18 protein-coding genes are annotated in these 16308 nt (G+C 43.6%); all 18 read left to right on the forward strand.

Annotated elements, in window-relative coordinates:
- Positions 1-135 precede the first annotated feature (135 nt).
- Positions 136-1614 carry a stage IV sporulation protein A gene (gene spoIVA, locus NYE22_RS09990; RefSeq protein WP_014480131.1) on the forward strand — a complete coding sequence of 493 codons (1479 nt, stop codon included), beginning with the start codon at positions 136-138 and terminating at the stop codon, positions 1612-1614.
- Between the two features lie 373 nt (positions 1615-1987).
- Positions 1988-2266, forward strand: a complete 279-nt coding sequence (gene hbs, locus NYE22_RS09995; protein ID WP_003153447.1) for a non-specific DNA-binding protein Hbs — start codon at positions 1988-1990, stop codon at positions 2264-2266.
- 187 nt (positions 2267-2453) lie between these two features.
- Positions 2454-3026, forward strand: coding sequence for a GTP cyclohydrolase I FolE (gene folE / locus NYE22_RS10000; RefSeq protein ID WP_003225516.1), 573 nt, complete (start codon positions 2454-2456; stop codon positions 3024-3026).
- A gap of 21 nt (positions 3027-3047) precedes the next feature.
- Positions 3048-3275: a trp RNA-binding attenuation protein MtrB gene (gene mtrB / locus NYE22_RS10005; RefSeq protein ID WP_003230576.1), complete on the forward strand. Its 228-nt coding sequence runs from the start codon at positions 3048-3050 to the stop codon at positions 3273-3275.
- Between the two features lie 163 nt (positions 3276-3438).
- Positions 3439-4194, forward strand: coding sequence for a heptaprenyl diphosphate synthase component 1 (gene hepS / locus NYE22_RS10010; RefSeq protein ID WP_004398550.1), 756 nt, complete (start codon positions 3439-3441; stop codon positions 4192-4194).
- A 6-nt stretch (positions 4195-4200) separates the two neighbouring features.
- The gene (menG, locus tag NYE22_RS10015) at positions 4201-4902 is read left to right on the forward strand and encodes a demethylmenaquinone methyltransferase (RefSeq protein WP_003230580.1); all 702 of its coding nucleotides are present in this window, start codon (positions 4201-4203) and stop codon (positions 4900-4902) included.
- A gap of 25 nt (positions 4903-4927) precedes the next feature.
- On the forward strand, positions 4928-5890 hold the full coding sequence (hepT, locus tag NYE22_RS10020; protein WP_003246013.1) for a heptaprenyl diphosphate synthase component II: 963 nt from the start codon (positions 4928-4930) through the stop codon (positions 5888-5890).
- A gap of 115 nt (positions 5891-6005) precedes the next feature.
- Positions 6006-6455 (forward strand): nucleoside-diphosphate kinase, encoded by a 450-nt coding sequence (ndk, locus tag NYE22_RS10025; RefSeq protein ID WP_010886554.1) that lies wholly within the window; start codon positions 6006-6008, stop codon positions 6453-6455.
- Positions 6456-6691: 236 nt separating this feature from the next.
- Complete coding sequence (gene cheR, locus NYE22_RS10030; RefSeq protein WP_014477188.1) at positions 6692-7462, forward strand: protein-glutamate O-methyltransferase CheR; 771 nt, start codon at positions 6692-6694, stop codon at positions 7460-7462.
- Between the two features lie 74 nt (positions 7463-7536).
- The gene (gene aroC, locus NYE22_RS10035; RefSeq protein ID WP_004398727.1) at positions 7537-8709 is read left to right on the forward strand and encodes a chorismate synthase; all 1173 of its coding nucleotides are present in this window, start codon (positions 7537-7539) and stop codon (positions 8707-8709) included.
- Positions 8709-9797 carry a 3-dehydroquinate synthase gene (gene aroB, locus NYE22_RS10040; RefSeq protein WP_032726046.1) on the forward strand — a complete coding sequence of 363 codons (1089 nt, stop codon included), beginning with the start codon at positions 8709-8711 and terminating at the stop codon, positions 9795-9797. The genes aroC and aroB overlap by 1 nt, the downstream gene beginning before the upstream one ends.
- The gene (aroH, locus tag NYE22_RS10045; protein WP_004398675.1) at positions 9794-10177 is read left to right on the forward strand and encodes a chorismate mutase; all 384 of its coding nucleotides are present in this window, start codon (positions 9794-9796) and stop codon (positions 10175-10177) included. The genes aroB and aroH overlap by 4 nt, the downstream gene beginning before the upstream one ends.
- A gap of 216 nt (positions 10178-10393) precedes the next feature.
- Positions 10394-11941, forward strand: a complete 1548-nt coding sequence (trpE, locus tag NYE22_RS10050; protein ID WP_161986174.1) for an anthranilate synthase component I — start codon at positions 10394-10396, stop codon at positions 11939-11941.
- Positions 11913-12929 carry an anthranilate phosphoribosyltransferase gene (trpD, locus tag NYE22_RS10055; RefSeq protein WP_014480124.1) on the forward strand — a complete coding sequence of 339 codons (1017 nt, stop codon included), beginning with the start codon at positions 11913-11915 and terminating at the stop codon, positions 12927-12929. The genes trpE and trpD overlap by 29 nt, the downstream gene beginning before the upstream one ends.
- Positions 12922-13674 (forward strand): indole-3-glycerol phosphate synthase TrpC, encoded by a 753-nt coding sequence (trpC, locus tag NYE22_RS10060; protein ID WP_003230601.1) that lies wholly within the window; start codon positions 12922-12924, stop codon positions 13672-13674. Before trpD ends, trpC begins: the two co-directional genes overlap by 8 nt.
- Before the next feature lie 4 nt (positions 13675-13678).
- Positions 13679-14326: a phosphoribosylanthranilate isomerase gene (locus tag NYE22_RS10065; protein WP_021481541.1), complete on the forward strand. Its 648-nt coding sequence runs from the start codon at positions 13679-13681 to the stop codon at positions 14324-14326.
- Positions 14307-15509 carry a tryptophan synthase subunit beta gene (gene trpB, locus NYE22_RS10070; RefSeq protein WP_161986172.1) on the forward strand — a complete coding sequence of 401 codons (1203 nt, stop codon included), beginning with the start codon at positions 14307-14309 and terminating at the stop codon, positions 15507-15509. The genes NYE22_RS10065 and trpB overlap by 20 nt, the downstream gene beginning before the upstream one ends.
- The gene (gene trpA, locus NYE22_RS10075; RefSeq protein WP_032726040.1) at positions 15502-16305 is read left to right on the forward strand and encodes a tryptophan synthase subunit alpha; all 804 of its coding nucleotides are present in this window, start codon (positions 15502-15504) and stop codon (positions 16303-16305) included. The genes trpB and trpA overlap by 8 nt, the downstream gene beginning before the upstream one ends.
- The last annotated feature ends 3 nt before the right edge of the window (positions 16306-16308 follow it).

Raw genomic sequence — 16308 nt, forward strand, 5'->3', positions numbered from 1 at the left:
TAATAGATTGAGGATGAGAAATTTTCTAAAGATGTCATATTCAAATAGGACAACGTCATACACATATAGTGTCCTGTGTTTGATTGAAAGAGCTTAATAAAATTGAAAAGGATAGGAAGTCCGGGAGGGGATCACTTGGAAAAGGTCGATATTTTCAAGGATATCGCTGAACGAACAGGAGGCGATATATACTTAGGAGTCGTAGGTGCTGTCCGTACAGGAAAATCCACGTTCATTAAAAAATTTATGGAGCTTGTGGTGCTCCCGAATATCAGTAACGAAGCAGACCGGGCCCGAGCGCAGGATGAACTGCCGCAAAGCGCAGCCGGCAAAACCATTATGACTACAGAGCCTAAATTTGTTCCGAATCAGGCGATGTCTGTTCATGTGTCAGACGGACTCGATGTGAATATAAGATTAGTAGATTGTGTAGGTTACACAGTGCCCGGCGCTAAAGGATATGAAGATGAAAACGGGCCGCGGATGATCAATACGCCTTGGTACGAAGAACCGATCCCATTTCATGAGGCTGCTGAAATCGGCACACGAAAAGTCATTCAAGAACACTCGACCATCGGAGTTGTCATTACGACAGACGGCACCATTGGAGATATCGCCAGAAGTGACTATATAGAGGCTGAAGAAAGAGTCATTGAAGAGCTGAAAGAGGTTGGCAAACCTTTTATTATGGTCATCAACTCAGTCAGGCCGTATCACCCGGAAACGGAAGCCATGCGCCAGGATTTAAGCGAAAAATATGATATCCCGGTATTGGCAATGAGTGTAGAGAGCATGCGGGAATCAGATGTGCTGAATGTGCTCAGAGAGGCCCTCTACGAGTTTCCGGTGCTAGAAGTGAATGTCAATCTCCCAAGCTGGGTAATGGTGCTGAAAGAAAACCATTGGCTGCGTGAAAGCTATCAGGAGTCCGTAAAGGAAACGGTTAAGGATATTAAACGGCTCCGGGACGTAGACAGGGTTGTCGGCCAATTCAGCGAGTTTGAATTCATTGAAAGTGCCGGATTAGCCGGAATTGAGCTGGGCCAAGGAGTGGCAGAAATTGATTTGTACGCGCCGGATCATCTATATGATCAAATCTTAAAAGAAGTTGTGGGCGTCGAAATCAGAGGAAGAGACCATCTGCTTGAGCTCATGCAAGACTTCGCCCATGCGAAAACAGAATATGATCAAGTGTCTGATGCCTTAAAAATGGTCAAACAGACGGGATACGGTATTGCAGCGCCTGCTTTAGCTGATATGAGTCTCGATGAGCCGGAAATTATAAGGCAGGGCTCGCGATTCGGTGTGAGGCTGAAAGCTGTCGCTCCGTCGATCCATATGATCAAAGTCGATGTCGAAAGCGAATTCGCCCCGATTATCGGAACGGAAAAACAAAGTGAAGAGCTTGTACGCTATTTAATGCAGGACTTTGAGGATGATCCGCTCTCCATCTGGAATTCCGATATCTTCGGAAGGTCGCTGAGCTCAATTGTGAGAGAAGGGATTCAGGCAAAGCTGTCATTAATGCCTGAAAACGCACGGTATAAATTAAAAGAAACATTAGAAAGAATCATAAACGAAGGCTCTGGCGGCTTAATCGCCATCATCCTGTAATACCGGTAGACCTCTTTATAGAATGGGAGGTCTTTTTTCTTTGCTCTTAATAATGGAAAAGGATCAAGGAATAGGATGAAAAAAGGAAAAAAAGGAATATTTGTTCGGTAAATCACCTTAAATCCTTGACGAGCAAGGGATTGACGCTTTAAAATGCTTGATATGGCCTTTTATATGTGTTACTCTACATACAGAAATTCTTCACTTTGTTGGACAAACATTCCTCAGAGTGCAGTTTTTCTTAAAAAGCCGTTTAATTGTCTTTCTCTTACTTGCTCTCATTTTTTTGTGAGACAGGTTTAGAATCAGACTGAACTGTGAAGAAATGATAATAAACGAACTGAATGTATCCTTTTGGGAGGAGGTGAAAGGCATGAACAAAACAGAACTTATCAATGCGGTTGCTGAAGCAAGCGAATTGTCTAAAAAAGACGCTACAAAAGCAGTTGACTCTGTTTTTGATACGATCTTAGATGCACTTAAAAACGGTGATAAAATCCAACTGATCGGTTTTGGTAACTTCGAGGTGCGTGAACGTTCTGCACGTAAAGGACGCAACCCTCAAACAGGTGAAGAAATCGAAATTCCAGCAAGCAAAGTACCTGCTTTCAAACCAGGTAAAGCGCTTAAAGACGCAGTTGCCGGAAAATAATTGTGAATATAGATCGTGTATGCATCTAGCTTACATACACTTTATTTCTTCACAGAAAAGCCCCTTTCTAAGGGGCTTTTCATATTTCAAGAGCATGGGCTTCCTGACAGGGCATTCACTTTGCTTTTAGCGGGACATATGTGCTAGAATCGAAATTAAATGTATTCATTGGTGGAGGACATAGAACATGAAAGAAGTTAATAAAGAGCAAATCGAACAAGCTGTTCGTCAAATTTTAGAAGCGATCGGAGAAGACCCGAATAGAGAAGGGCTTCTTGATACTCCGAAAAGAGTCGCAAAGATGTATGCCGAAGTATTCTCCGGCTTGAATGAAGATCCAAAAGAACATTTCCAGACTATCTTCGGTGAAAACCATGAGGAGCTTGTTCTTGTAAAAGATATCGCGTTTCATTCTATGTGTGAGCATCACCTTGTTCCCTTTTATGGAAAAGCACATGTTGCATATATCCCGCGAGGCGGAAAGGTCACAGGACTCAGCAAACTGGCACGTGCCGTTGAAGCCGTTGCAAAGCGCCCGCAGCTTCAGGAACGCATCACTTCTACAATTGCAGAAAGCATCGTAGAAACGCTTGATCCGCATGGCGTAATGGTAGTGGTTGAAGCGGAACACATGTGCATGACGATGCGCGGTGTAAGAAAACCGGGTGCGAAAACTGTGACTTCAGCAGTCAGAGGCGTTTTTAAAGATGATGCCGCTGCCCGTGCAGAAGTATTGGAACATATTAAACGCCAGGACTAATAAAGATAGAGGGTGCTATAAATGAACCAAAAGCATTCAAGTGATTTTGTCGTCATTAAAGCCGTTGAGGACGGAGTGAATGTGATCGGCCTGACAAGAGGAACAGACACAAAGTTTCACCATTCCGAAAAACTCGACAAGGGAGAAGTGATCATCGCTCAGTTTACAGAGCATACTTCTGCCATTAAAGTCAGAGGAGAGGCACTGATTCAAACCGCGTACGGAGAAATGAAAAGCGAAAAAAAATAAGCTGGCTGTCCCCGCTGTTAAAAGCAAATGCTCGCAAACAGCGGGAGGATACAGCCAATTTCTTTTTTTTATGCTATAATGATACCTGCGTAAGCGAATGAAAAGATAAAACTCATACATAGATTAAGAAATAAATGTGAATTTGGGGACAAGGGTGATATTTTTGCAAGACATCTACGGAACTTTAGCCAATCTGAACACGAAATTAAAACAAAAGCTGTCTCATCCTTATTTAGCGAAGCATATTTCTGCGCCGAAAATTGATGAGGATAAGCTTCTTCTTTTTCATGCTTTATTTGAAGAAGCTGACATAAAAAACAACGACAGAGAAAATTATATTGTAACAGCGATGCTTGTACAAAGCGCCCTTGATACCCATGATGAAGTGACGACAGCTAGAGTCATAAAACGAGACGAAAACAAAAACCGCCAATTGACTGTTCTCGCGGGCGATTATTTCAGCGGGCTGTACTACTCTTTACTATCTGAAATGAAGGATATCTACATGATTCGGACGCTTGCTACAGCCATTAAAGAAATCAACGAACATAAAATTCGTCTGTATGACCGTTCTTTCAAGGACGAAAACGATTTTTTCGAAAGTGTCGGCATCGTTGAATCAGCTTTATTCCATCGTGTGGCGGAACACTTCAACCTTCCGCGCTGGAAAAAGCTGTCGAGTGATTTTTTTGTATTTAAGCGGCTTATGAACGGAAATGATGCATTTCTGGATGTGATCGGCAGTTTTATACAGCTGGGAAAAACAAAAGAAGAGATATTAGAAGATTGTTTTAAAAAAGCGAAAAACAGCATTGAGTCACTTCTGCCTCTAAATTCACCTATTCAGAACATTTTAATAAACCGTCTGAAGACAATCAGCCAAGATCAAACCTATCATCAGAAAGTGGAAGAAGGGTAAACCATTATGCAGGACTCAAAAGAACAGCGCGTACACGGAGTATTTGAAAAAATATATAAAAATTATGACCAAATGAACTCTGTCATCAGTTTTCAGCAGCATAAAAAATGGCGCGACAAAACGATGCGCATCATGAATGTAAAAGAAGGCGCAAAAGCACTTGATGTCTGCTGCGGAACTGCTGACTGGACGATCGCTCTTGCAAAAGCGGCCGGCAAAAGCGGCGAGATCAAGGGCTTGGATTTCAGTGAAAATATGCTGAGTGTCGGCGAGCAGAAAGTAAAAGACGGCGGATTCAGCCAAATTGAACTGCTGCACGGAAATGCGATGGAGCTTCCTTTTGATGATGATACATTTGATTATGTCACCATTGGTTTCGGGCTCCGCAATGTCCCTGATTACTTGACTGTACTGAAAGAGATGAGACGTGTAGTGAAGCCGGGCGGGCAGGTGGTATGTCTGGAAACGTCCCAGCCGGAAATGTTCGGATTCAGACAGGCTTACTTTATGTACTTTAAGTATATTATGCCGTTTTTCGGGAAACTGTTTGCGAAGAGCTATAAAGAATATTCTTGGCTTCAAGAATCAGCCAGAGATTTCCCTGGAATGAAGGAACTGGCAGGCCTGTTTGAAGAGGCGGGCCTGAAAAATGTTAAATATCATTCGTTTACTGGCGGAGTCGCTGCCACGCATATCGGATGGAAATGAAAACACAGATGTTTGGGTGAATGATATGAAATTTAAAATGGCCTACTCTTTTTTAAATGACGATATTGATGTAATCGAAAGAGAACTTGAACAAACCGTACGTTCCGATTACCCGCTTTTAAGCGAGGCAGGTCTTCACCTGCTGCAGGCCGGAGGGAAACGTATTCGTCCTGTTTTCGTGCTGCTTTCCGGCATGTTTGGCGATTACGATATTAATAAGATTAAATATGTCGCCGTCACTCTGGAAATGATTCACATGGCATCTTTGGTTCATGATGATGTCATTGATGATGCGGAGCTTCGCCGAGGAAAACCGACAATCAAAGCAAAGTGGGACAATCGTATTGCGATGTACACAGGCGATTATATGCTTGCGGGATCTCTTGAAATGATGACGAGAATTAACGAACCGAAAGCCCATAGGATTTTGTCACAGACGATCGTTGAAGTTTGTCTAGGGGAAATTGAGCAGATCAAAGACAAATACAACATGGAACAAAATCTCAGAACGTATCTCCGGCGTATCAAAAGAAAAACGGCTCTCTTGATCGCGGTCAGCTGCCAGCTTGGTGCCATTGCGTCTGGAGCTGATGAGAAGATTCATAAGGCATTGTACTGGTTTGGGTATTACGTCGGCATGTCTTATCAGATTATTGATGATATTCTTGATTTTACTTCAACTGAAGAAGAGCTGGGTAAACCCGTTGGAGGAGATTTGCTTCAAGGAAACGTCACATTGCCAGTGCTGTATGCCCTGAAAAATCCTGCATTAAAAAACCAGCTTAAATTGATTAACAGTGAGACAACGCAGGAACAGCTTGAACCAATCATTGAAGAAATCAAAAAAACAGATGCAATTGAAGCATCTATGGCAGTAAGCGAAATGTATCTGCAGAAAGCTTTTCAGAAATTAAACACGCTTCCTCGAGGGCGCGCACGCTCGTCTCTTGCAGCCATCGCAAAATATATCGGTAAAAGAAAATTTTAATTTTTGTAGATATTAAGAAATTTCTCCGCCCCGGATTGATTAATTATCAGAAAGATGTTACGATTTCGGTGTGCAGTGTGAAAGCCTATACATACATAATGATGGGGTGGAGAATATGATGGAAAAGACTTTTATCATGGTGAAACCAGACGGTGTCCAACGTCAGCTCATTGGGGACATTTTATCTAGATTCGAACGTAAGGGCTTACAATTAGCTGGTGCCAAGTTAATGAGAGTGACTGAACAGATGGCTGAGAAACACTACGCCGAACATCAAGGAAAGCCTTTCTTCGGAGAGCTCGTTGAGTTTATTACTTCAGGACCTGTATTCGCAATGGTGTGGGAAGGCGAAAATGTCATTGAAGTGACGAGACAGCTGATCGGGAAAACAAACCCTAAAGAAGCTTTACCTGGTACGATTCGTGGGGATTATGGCATGTTTGTCGGAAAAAACATCATCCACGGCTCTGATTCTCTCGAAAGTGCAGAACGCGAGATTAACATTTTCTTTAAGAATGAAGAATTAGTATCATATCAGCAGCTTATGGCAGGCTGGATCTATTAATCATTGTGAAAATAAGTAACAGAGCCGGCATCATATAACGCCGCCGGTTTTTGATCTGTTTTGTAAAGGTTTACATTAAAGTGAATAAAGGGTTGAATGGCAGTGTGCATCAGACCTCTGCCTTTCCCAACGATCTAAAATCAGCTGAAAAGCTGATTTTTTTATTGAAACAATACAATTTCCTGATAAAACAAGCTATACTAGGACAAAAAGACAGCGAGACTGGGAGAGTAGAGATGGATACATACAGCGTATTTACAACGAAATGGAAACAATTAACCGGAGTCGATTTAACACTATATAAAGAAGCACAAATGAAGAGAAGGCTAACGTCACTTTATGAGAAAAAGGGGTTCCAAAGCTTTAAGGACTTTGCTGCGGCATTGGAAAAGGATCAAGCTCTCTTAAATGAAACATTGGACAGAATGACGATCAATGTTTCAGAATTTTATCGTAATTATAAAAGATGGGAAGTTCTTGAGACTGCAATTCTGCCGTTAATCAAGACCTCTAGGCCTTTAAAGATTTGGAGTGCCGCCTGCTCAACGGGGGAGGAGCCATACACGCTTGCCATGCTTTTGGACCAGCAAAAAGGTCTTCCGGGCTATCAGATTTTGGCGACGGATATTGATGAAAAAGCATTGGAAAAAGCGAAAAAAGGTGTTTATCAGGAGCGGTCTTTACAGGAAGTGCCGCTATCTGTGAAAGATCGTTATTTTACGCAAAACGCAAATAGAAGTTATGAAGTGAAACCGGAAATCAAAAAGAATATTACATTCAAAAAGCACAATTTGCTGGCGGATCGTTATGAACAAGACTTTGACTTAATCGTGTGCCGCAATGTATTTATTTATTTTACAGAAAGCGCGAAGGAAGAGCTGTATTTAAAAATGGCACATAGCTTGAAGAAGAATGGAGTTCTTTTTGTCGGCAGCACCGAGCAAATCTTCAATCCCGAAAAATTTGGCCTAGTCCCAGCCGATACATTCTTTTATCAAAAAAGATAGACTGACTTTTTGCTGAAAAATATGTTATAGTAGTCTTACTTAAAAGCGTTAATGCGATGAAGGGAGAAGAAGTCATGAGATATTTAACAGCCGGAGAATCACACGGCCCCCAACTGACAACCATTATTGAGGGTGTACCTGCCGGGCTTTACATAACGGAGGAAGATATCAATTTTGAGCTTGCCAGACGCCAAAAAGGACACGGCCGCGGCCGCCGCATGCAGATCGAAAAAGACCAGGCCAAAATTATGAGCGGGGTGCGCCATGCACGTACACTCGGTTCACCAATTGCTCTCGTAGTTGAAAATAACGATTGGAAGCATTGGACAAAAATCATGGGCGCCGCTCCAATTACAGAAGATGAAGAAAAGGAAATGAAGCGCCAGATTTCCAGACCTAGACCTGGGCACGCTGACTTAAACGGTGCAATTAAATATAATCATCGTGATATGAGAAATGTGCTTGAGCGTTCTTCAGCAAGGGAAACAACTGTCAGAGTGGCGGCAGGGGCTGTAGCTAAAAAGATTCTTTCTGAGCTTGGCATTAAGGTGGCGGGCCATGTGTTGCAAATTGGCGCTGTTAAAGCTGAAAAAACAGAATATACGTCAATTGAAGACCTGCAGCGCGTAACGGAAGAGTCTCCTGTCAGATGCTACGATGAAGAGGCAGGCAAAAAAATGATGGCTGCCATTGATGAAGCAAAGGCAAACGGAGATTCCATCGGCGGAATAGTAGAAGTCATTGTCGAGGGAATGCCGGTAGGCGTGGGCAGCTATGTCCATTATGACCGCAAGCTGGATAGCAAGCTTGCTGCCGCTGTACTGTCAATTAATGCATTTAAAGGTGTGGAATTCGGGATCGGATTTGAGGCGGCAGGCCGAAATGGAAGCGAAGTCCATGACGAGATCATTTGGGACGAGGAAAAAGGATACACCCGTGCTACTAACAGACTTGGCGGACTGGAAGGCGGCATGACGACAGGGATGCCGATTGTTGTCCGCGGAGTCATGAAGCCGATTCCGACTTTGTATAAACCGCTGAAAAGTGTCGATATTGAAACGAAAGAACCGTTTTCTGCCAGCATTGAACGTTCAGACAGCTGTGCTGTTCCTGCGGCAAGTGTAGTCGCTGAAGCGGCTGTCGCTTGGGAAATTGCGAACGCAGTCGTTGAACAATTCGGATTAGATCAAATTGACCGCATTAGAGAAAATGTGGAGAATATGAGAAAACTGTCGAGGGAATTTTAATGAAGACACTGCATGTTCAAACTGCTTCCTCGTCATATCCTGTTTTTATCGGACAAGGTATCAGAAAAAAGGCTTGCGAACTATTAACCTCTTTAAACAGGCCTTTAACAAGGATTATGCTTGTCACGGATGAAGAAGTGGACCGCCTGTATGGTGATGAAATGCTCCATTTGCTGCAAGAAAAATGGCCTGTGAAAAAAGTGACGGTACCGAGTGGAGAGCAGGCAAAATCCATGGACATGTACACAAAGCTGCAGAGTGAAGCGATTCGATTTCATATGGATCGCTCCTCATGCATCATTGCTTTTGGAGGCGGTGTTGTAGGAGATCTTGCCGGTTTTGTGGCAGCCACTTTTATGCGCGGCATTGATTTCATTCAAATGCCTACGACGCTCTTGGCGCATGACAGCGCAGTCGGAGGAAAAGTAGCCGTGAACCACCCGCTTGGAAAAAATCTAATCGGTGCGTTTTATCAGCCGAAAGCCGTGCTCTATGATACAGATTTCCTGCGTTCTCTGCCTGAAAAAGAGCTTAGGTCCGGAATGGCAGAAGTGATTAAACACGCGTTTATCTATGACAGAGCGTTTCTGGAGGAGCTGCTGAATATCCACTCACTGCGTGATATCACAAGTGATCAGCTGAATGACATGATTTTTAAAGGTATTTCAATTAAAGCTTCTGTCGTTCAGCAGGATGAAAAAGAAGAGGGGATAAGAGCTTACTTAAACTTTGGGCATACGCTCGGTCATGCCGTTGAGGCGGAATATGGATACGGGCAGATCACTCACGGTGATGCCGTAGCCCTCGGAATGCAGTTTGCTTTATATATAAGCGAAAAGACTGTAGGCTGTGAAATGGACAGAAAACGTTTGGTCGGCTGGCTAAAAAGCCTGGGTTATCCAAGTCAAATCAGAAAAGAGACGGAAACTTCGGTTCTCTTGGACCGCATGATGAATGATAAGAAAACCCGCGGCGGGAAGATTCAGTTTATTGTGCTCAACGAATTAGGGAAAGTTGCTGATCATACATTTTCCAGAAATGAACTTGAGAGCTGGCTGAACAAATGGCGATTGGAGGAGACATCATGATGATTCGCGGAATTCGCGGAGCAACTACAGTTGAACGGGATACTGAAGAAGAAATTTTACAAAAAACAAAACAGCTGTTAGAGAAAATCATAGAAGAAAATCATACAAAACCGGAAGATGTTGTTCAAATGCTTCTTTCGGCTACACCTGATTTGCACGCTGTTTTCCCGGCAAAAGCTGTTCGCGAGCTTTCAGGATGGCAGTATGTACCGGTAACATGTATGCAGGAAATGGACGTAACAGGCGGTCTGAAAAAGTGCATAAGAGTCATGATGACCGTCCAGACAGATGTCCCTCAGGACCAGATCAGACATGTATATTTAGAAAAAGCCGTCGTATTGAGGCCCGATTTATCATTGACAAAAAATACTGAATTGTAATACGATAAGAATAGCTTAGAAATACACAAGAGTGTGTATAAAGCGATTAGAATGAGTTGAGTTAGAGAATAGGGTAGCAGAGAATGAGTTTAGTTGAGCTGAGACATGTATGTTTATTCTACCCAAAAGAAGTCTTTCTTTTGGGTTTATTTGTTATATAGTATTTTATCCTCTCATGCCATCTTCTCATTCTCCTTGCCATAAGGAGTGAGAGCAATGAATTTCCAATCAAACATTTCCGCATTTTTAGAGGACAGCTTGTCCCACCACACGATACCGATTGTGGAGACCTTCACAGTCGATACACTGACACCCATTCAAATGATAGAGAAGCTTGACAGGGAGATTACGTATCTTCTTGAAAGCAAGGACGATACATCCACTTGGTCCAGATATTCGTTTATCGGCCTGAATCCATTTCTCACAATTAAAGAAGAGCAGGGCCGTTTTTCGGCCGCTGATCAGGACAGCAAATCTCTTTACACAGGAAAAGAACTAAAAGAAGTGCTGAACTGGATGAATACCACATACAAAATCAAAACACCTCAGCTTGGCATTCCTTTTGTCGGCGGAGCTGTCGGGTACTTAAGCTATGATATGATCCCGCTGATTGAGCCTTCTGTTCCTTCGCATACAAAAGAAACAGACATGGAAAAGTGTATGCTGTTTGTTTGCCGGACATTAATTGCGTATGATCATGAAACCAAAAACGTCCATTTTATCCAATATGCAAGGCTTAATGGAGAGGAAACAGAAAACGAAAAAATGGATGTATTCCATCAAAATCATCTGGAGCTCCAAAATCTCATCGAAAAAATGATGGGCCAAAAAAACATAAAAGAGCTGTTTCTCTCTGCTGATTCATACAAGACACCCAGCTTTGAGACGGTATCTTCTAATTATGAAAAATCGGCTTTTATGGCTGATGTAGAAAAAATCAAAAGCTATATAAAAGCAGGCGATATCTTCCAGGGTGTTTTATCACAAAAATTTGAGGTGTCGATAAAAGCAGATGCTTTTGAGTTATACCGAGTGCTTAGGATCGTCAATCCTTCGCCGTATATGTATTATATGAAACTGCTAGATAGAGAAATAGTCGGCAGCTCTCCGGAACGGTTAATACACGTTCAAGACGGGCACTTAGAAATCCATCCGATTGCCGGTACGAGAAAACGCGGTGCAGACAAAGCTGAAGATGAGAGACTGAAGGTTGAGCTCATGAAGGATGAAAAAGAAAAAGCGGAGCATTACATGCTCGTTGATCTTGCCCGAAACGATATCGGCAGAGTAGCAGAGTATGGTTCTGTTTCTGTGCCGGAGTTCACAAAAATTGTTTCCTTTTCACATGTCATGCACATTATCTCGGTGGTTACAGGCCGATTGAAAAAAGGGGTTCATCCTGTCGATGCACTGATGTCTGCTTTCCCGGCGGGGACTTTAACAGGCGCACCCAAAATCCGTGCCATGCAGCTTTTGCAAGAGCTCGAGCCAACACCGAGAGAGACATACGGAGGATGTATTGCCTACATTGGGTTTGACGGGAATATCGACTCTTGTATTACGATTCGCACGATGAGTGTAAAGAACGGCGTTGCATCGATACAGGCAGGTGCTGGCATTGTTGCTGATTCTGTTCCGGAAGCCGAATACGAAGAAAGCTGTAATAAAGCCGGTGCGCTGCTGAAAACGATTCATATTGCAGAAGACATGTTTCATAGCAAGGAGGATAAAGCTGATGAACAGATTTCTACAATTGTGCGTTGACGGAAAAACCCTTACTGCCGGTGAGGCTGAAACGCTGATGAATATGATGATGGCAGCGGAAATGACTCCTTCTGAAATGGGTGGTATATTGTCTATTCTTGCTCATCGGGGGGAGACGCCAGAAGAGCTTGCGGGTTTTGTGAAGGCAATGCGGGCACACGCTCTTACAGTCGATGGACTTCCTGATATTGTTGATACATGCGGAACAGGGGGAGACGGTATTTCCACTTTTAATATCTCAACGGCCTCGGCAATTGTTGCCTCGGCAGCTGGCGCGAAAATCGCTAAGCATGGCAATCGCTCTGTCTCTTCTAAAAGCGGAAGCGCTGATGTTTTAGAGGAGCTAGAGGTTTCTATTCAAACCACTCCCGAAAAGGTCAAAAGCAGCATTGAAACAAACAACATGGGATTTCTTTTTGCGCCGCTTTACTATTCGTCTATGAAACATGTAGCAGGTACTAGAAAAGAGCTAGGTTTCAGAACGGTATTTAATCTGCTTGGACCGCTCAGCAATCCTTTACAGGCGAAGCGTCAGGTGATTGGGGTCTATTCTGTTGAAAAAGCTGGACTGATGGCAAGCGCACTGGAGACGTTTCAGCCGAAGCACGTTATGTTTGTATCAAGCCGTGACGGTTTAGATGAGCTTTCAATTACAGCACCGACCGACGTGATTGAATTAAAGGACGGAGAGCGCCGGGAGTATACCGTTTCACCCGAAGATTTCGGTTTCACAAATGGCAGACTTGAAGATTTACAGGTGCAGTCTCCGAAAGAGAGCGCTTATCTCATTCAGAATATTTTTGAAAATAAAAGCAGCAGTTCCGCTTTATCTATTACGGCTTTTAATGCGGGTGCTGCGATTTACACGGCGGGAATTACCGCCTCACTGAAGGAAGGAACGGAGCTGGCGTTAGAGACGATTACAAGCGGAGGCGCTGCCGCGCAGCTTGAACGACTAAAGCAGAAAGAGGAAGAGATCTATGCTTGAAAAAATCATCAAACAAAAGAAAGAAGAAGTGAAAACACTGGTTCTGCCGGTAGAGCAGCCTTTCGAGAAACGTTCATTTAAGGAGGCGCTGGCAAGCCCGAATCGGTTTATCGGGTTGATTGCCGAAGTGAAGAAAGCATCGCCGTCAAAAGGGCTTATTAAAGAGGATTTTGTACCTGTGCAGATTGCAAAAGACTATGAGGCTGCGAAGGCAGATGCGATTTCCGTTTTAACAGACACCCCGTTTTTTCAAGGGGAAAACAGCTATTTATCAGACGTAAAGCGAGCTGTTTCGATTCCTGTACTTAGAAAAGATTTTATTATTGATTCTCTTCAAGTAGAGGAATCAAGAAGAATCGGAGCGGATGCCATATTGTTAATCGGCGAGGTGCTTGATCCCTTACACCTTCATGAATTATATCTTGAAGCAGGTGAAAAGGGGATGGATGTGTTAGTGGAGGTTCATGATGCATCAACGCTAGAACAAATATTGAAAGTGTTCACACCCGACATTCTCGGCGTAAATAATCGAAACCTAAAAACGTTTGAGACATCTGTAAAGCAGACAGAACAAATCGCATCTCTCGTTCCGAAAGAATCCTTGCTTGTCAGCGAAAGCGGAATCGGTTCTTTAGAACATTTAACCTTTGTCAATGAACATGGGGCGCGAGCTGTACTTATCGGTGAATCATTGATGAGACAAACTTCTCAGCGTAAAGCAATCCATGCTTTGTTTAGGGAGTGAGGTTTTGAAGAAACCGGCATTAAAATATTGCGGTATTCGGTCACTAAAGGATTTGCAGCTTGCGGCGGAATCACAGGCTGATTACCTAGGATTTATTTTTGCTGAAAGCAAACGAAAAGTATCTCCGCAAGATGTGAAAAAATGGCTGAACCAAGTTCGTGTCGAAAAACAGGTTGCAGGTGTTTTTGTTAATGAATCAATAGAGACGATGTCACGTGTTGCCAAGAGCTTGAAGCTCGACGTCATTCAGCTTCACGGTGATGAAAAACCGACGGATGCTGCTGTTCTTCGCAAGCTGACACGCTGTGAAATATGGAAGGCGCTTCACCATCAAGATAACACAACTCAAGAAATAGCCCGCTTTAAAGATAATGTTGACGGCTTTGTGATTGATTCATCTGTAAAAGGGTCTAGAGGCGGAACTGGTGTTGCATTTTCTTGGGAATGTGTGCCGGAATATCAGCAGGCGGCTATTGGTAAACGCTGCTTTATCGCTGGCGGCGTGAATCCGGATAGCATCACAGGCCTATTGAAATGGCAGCCAGAAGGAATTGACCTTGCCAGCGGAATTGAAAAAAACGGACAAAAAGATCAGAATCTGATGAGGCTTTTAGAAGAAAGGATGAACCGATATGTATCCATATCCGAATGAAATAGGCAGATACGGTGATTTTGGCGGAAAGTTTGTTCCGGAAACACTCATGCAGCCGTTAGATGAAATAGAAACAGCATTTAAACAAATCAAGGATGATCCCGCTTTTCGTGAAGAGTATTATAAGCTGTTAAAGGACTATTCCGGACGGCCGACTGCGTTAACATACGCTGATCGAGTCACTGAATACTTAGGCGGCGCGAAAATCTATTTGAAACGAGAAGATTTAAACCATACAGGTTCTCATAAAATCAATAATGCGCTAGGTCAAGCGCTACTTGCTAAAAAAATGGGCAAAACGAAAATCATTGCTGAAACTGGTGCCGGCCAGCATGGCGTTGCCGCTGCAACAGTTGCAGCCAAATTCGGCTTTTCCTGTACTGTGTTTATGGGTGAAGAGGATGTTGTCCGCCAGTCTCTGAACGTTTTCCGCATGAAGCTTCTTGGAGCGGAGGTAGTGCCTGTAACAAGCGGAAACGGAACATTGAAGGATGCCACAAATGAGGCGATCCGGTACTGGGTTCAGCATTGTGAGGATCACTTTTATATGATTGGATCAGTTGTCGGCCCGCATCCTTATCCGCAAGTGGTCCGTGAATTTCAAAAAATGATCGGAGAGGAAGCGAAGGATCAGTTGAAACGTATTGAAGGCACTCTGCCTGATAAAGTAGTGGCATGTGTAGGCGGAGGAAGCAATGCGATGGGTATGTTTCAGGCATTTTTAAATGAAGATGTTGAACTGATCGGCGCTGAAGCAGCAGGAAAAGGAATTGATACGCCTCTTCATGCCGCCACTATTTCGAAAGGAACCGTAGGGGTTATTCACGGTTCATTGACTTATCTCATTCAGGATGAATTCGGGCAAATTATTGAGCCCTACTCTATTTCAGCCGGTCTCGACTATCCTGGAATCGGTCCGGAGCACGCACACTTGCATAAGAGCGGCCGTGTCACTTATGACAGTATCACTGATGAAGAAGCGGTGGATGCATTAAAGCTTTTGTCAGAAAAAGAGGGGATTTTGCCGGCAATCGAATCTGCCCATGCGTTAGCGAAAGCATTCAAACTCGCCAAAGGAATGGATCGCGGTCAACTCATTCTCGTCTGTTTATCAGGACGGGGAGACAAGGATGTCAACACATTAATGAAGGTATTGGAAGAAGAGGTGAAAGCCCATGTTTAAATTGGATCTTCAACCATCAGAAAAATTGTTTATCCCGTTTATTACGGCGGGCGATCCAGTTCCTGAGGTTTCGATTGAACTGGCGAAGTCGCTTCAAAAAGCAGGCGCCACTGCATTGGAGCTTGGTGTTGCATACTCTGACCCGCTTGCAGACGGTCCGGTGATCCAGCGGGCTTCAAAGCGGGCACTTGATCAAGGAATGAATATCGTAAAGGCAATCGAATTAGGCGGAGAAATGAAAAAAAACGGAGTGAATATTCCGATTATCCTCTTTACGTATTATAATCCTGTGTTACAATTGAACAAAGAATACTTTTTCGCTTTACTGCGGGAAAATCATATTGACGGTCTGCTTGTTCCGGATCTGCCACTAGAAGAAAGCGCCAGCCTTCAAGAGGAATGTAAAAGCCATGAGGTGACGTATATTTCTTTGGTTGCGCCGACAAGCGAAAGCCGTTTGAAAACCATTATTGAACAAGCCGAGGGCTTCGTCTACTGTGTGTCTTCTCTGGGTGTGACCGGTGTCCGCAATGAGTTCAATTCATCCGTGTACCCGTTCATTCGGACAGTGAAGAATCTCAGCACTGTTCCGGTCGCTGTAGGGTTCGGTATATCAAACCGTGAACAGGTCATAAAGATGAATGAAATTAGTGACGGTGTCGTAGTGGGAAGCGCGCTCGTCAGAAAAATAGAAGAATTAAAGGACCGGCTCATCAGCGCTGAAACGAGAAATCAGGCGCTGCAGGAGTTTGAGGATTATGCAATGGCGTTTGGCGGCTTGTACAGTTTAAAATGAGGT

The sequence above is a fragment of the Bacillus sp. FSL K6-1560 genome, from assembly GCF_038592935.1.
In the GTDB taxonomy this organism is placed as follows: Bacteria; Bacillota; Bacilli; order Bacillales; family Bacillaceae; genus Bacillus; species Bacillus subtilis.

Bases quoted from the DNA above. Each gene is read 5' to 3' on its own strand.
- hbs (WP_003153447.1), top strand. From the start codon at position 1,988: ATGAACAAAACAGAACTTATCAATGCGGTTGCTGAAGCAAGCGAATTG.
- folE (WP_003225516.1), top strand. From the start codon at position 2,454: ATGAAAGAAGTTAATAAAGAGCAAATCGAACAAGCTGTTCGTCAAATT.
- mtrB (WP_003230576.1), top strand. From the start codon at position 3,048: ATGAACCAAAAGCATTCAAGTGATTTTGTCGTCATTAAAGCCGTTGAG.
- menG (WP_003230580.1), top strand. From the start codon at position 4,201: ATGCAGGACTCAAAAGAACAGCGCGTACACGGAGTATTTGAAAAAATA.
- hepT (WP_003246013.1), top strand. From the start codon at position 4,928: ATGAAATTTAAAATGGCCTACTCTTTTTTAAATGACGATATTGATGTA.
- ndk (WP_010886554.1), top strand. From the start codon at position 6,006: ATGATGGAAAAGACTTTTATCATGGTGAAACCAGACGGTGTCCAACGT.
- cheR (WP_014477188.1), top strand. From the start codon at position 6,692: ATGGATACATACAGCGTATTTACAACGAAATGGAAACAATTAACCGGA.
- aroC (WP_004398727.1), top strand. From the start codon at position 7,537: ATGAGATATTTAACAGCCGGAGAATCACACGGCCCCCAACTGACAACC.
- aroB (WP_032726046.1), top strand. From the start codon at position 8,709: ATGAAGACACTGCATGTTCAAACTGCTTCCTCGTCATATCCTGTTTTT.
- aroH (WP_004398675.1), top strand. From the start codon at position 9,794: ATGATGATTCGCGGAATTCGCGGAGCAACTACAGTTGAACGGGATACT.
- trpE (WP_161986174.1), top strand. From the start codon at position 10,394: ATGAATTTCCAATCAAACATTTCCGCATTTTTAGAGGACAGCTTGTCC.
- trpD (WP_014480124.1), top strand. From the start codon at position 11,913: ATGAACAGATTTCTACAATTGTGCGTTGACGGAAAAACCCTTACTGCC.
- trpC (WP_003230601.1), top strand. From the start codon at position 12,922: ATGCTTGAAAAAATCATCAAACAAAAGAAAGAAGAAGTGAAAACACTG.
- trpB (WP_161986172.1), top strand. From the start codon at position 14,307: ATGTATCCATATCCGAATGAAATAGGCAGATACGGTGATTTTGGCGGA.
- trpA (WP_032726040.1), top strand. From the start codon at position 15,502: ATGTTTAAATTGGATCTTCAACCATCAGAAAAATTGTTTATCCCGTTT.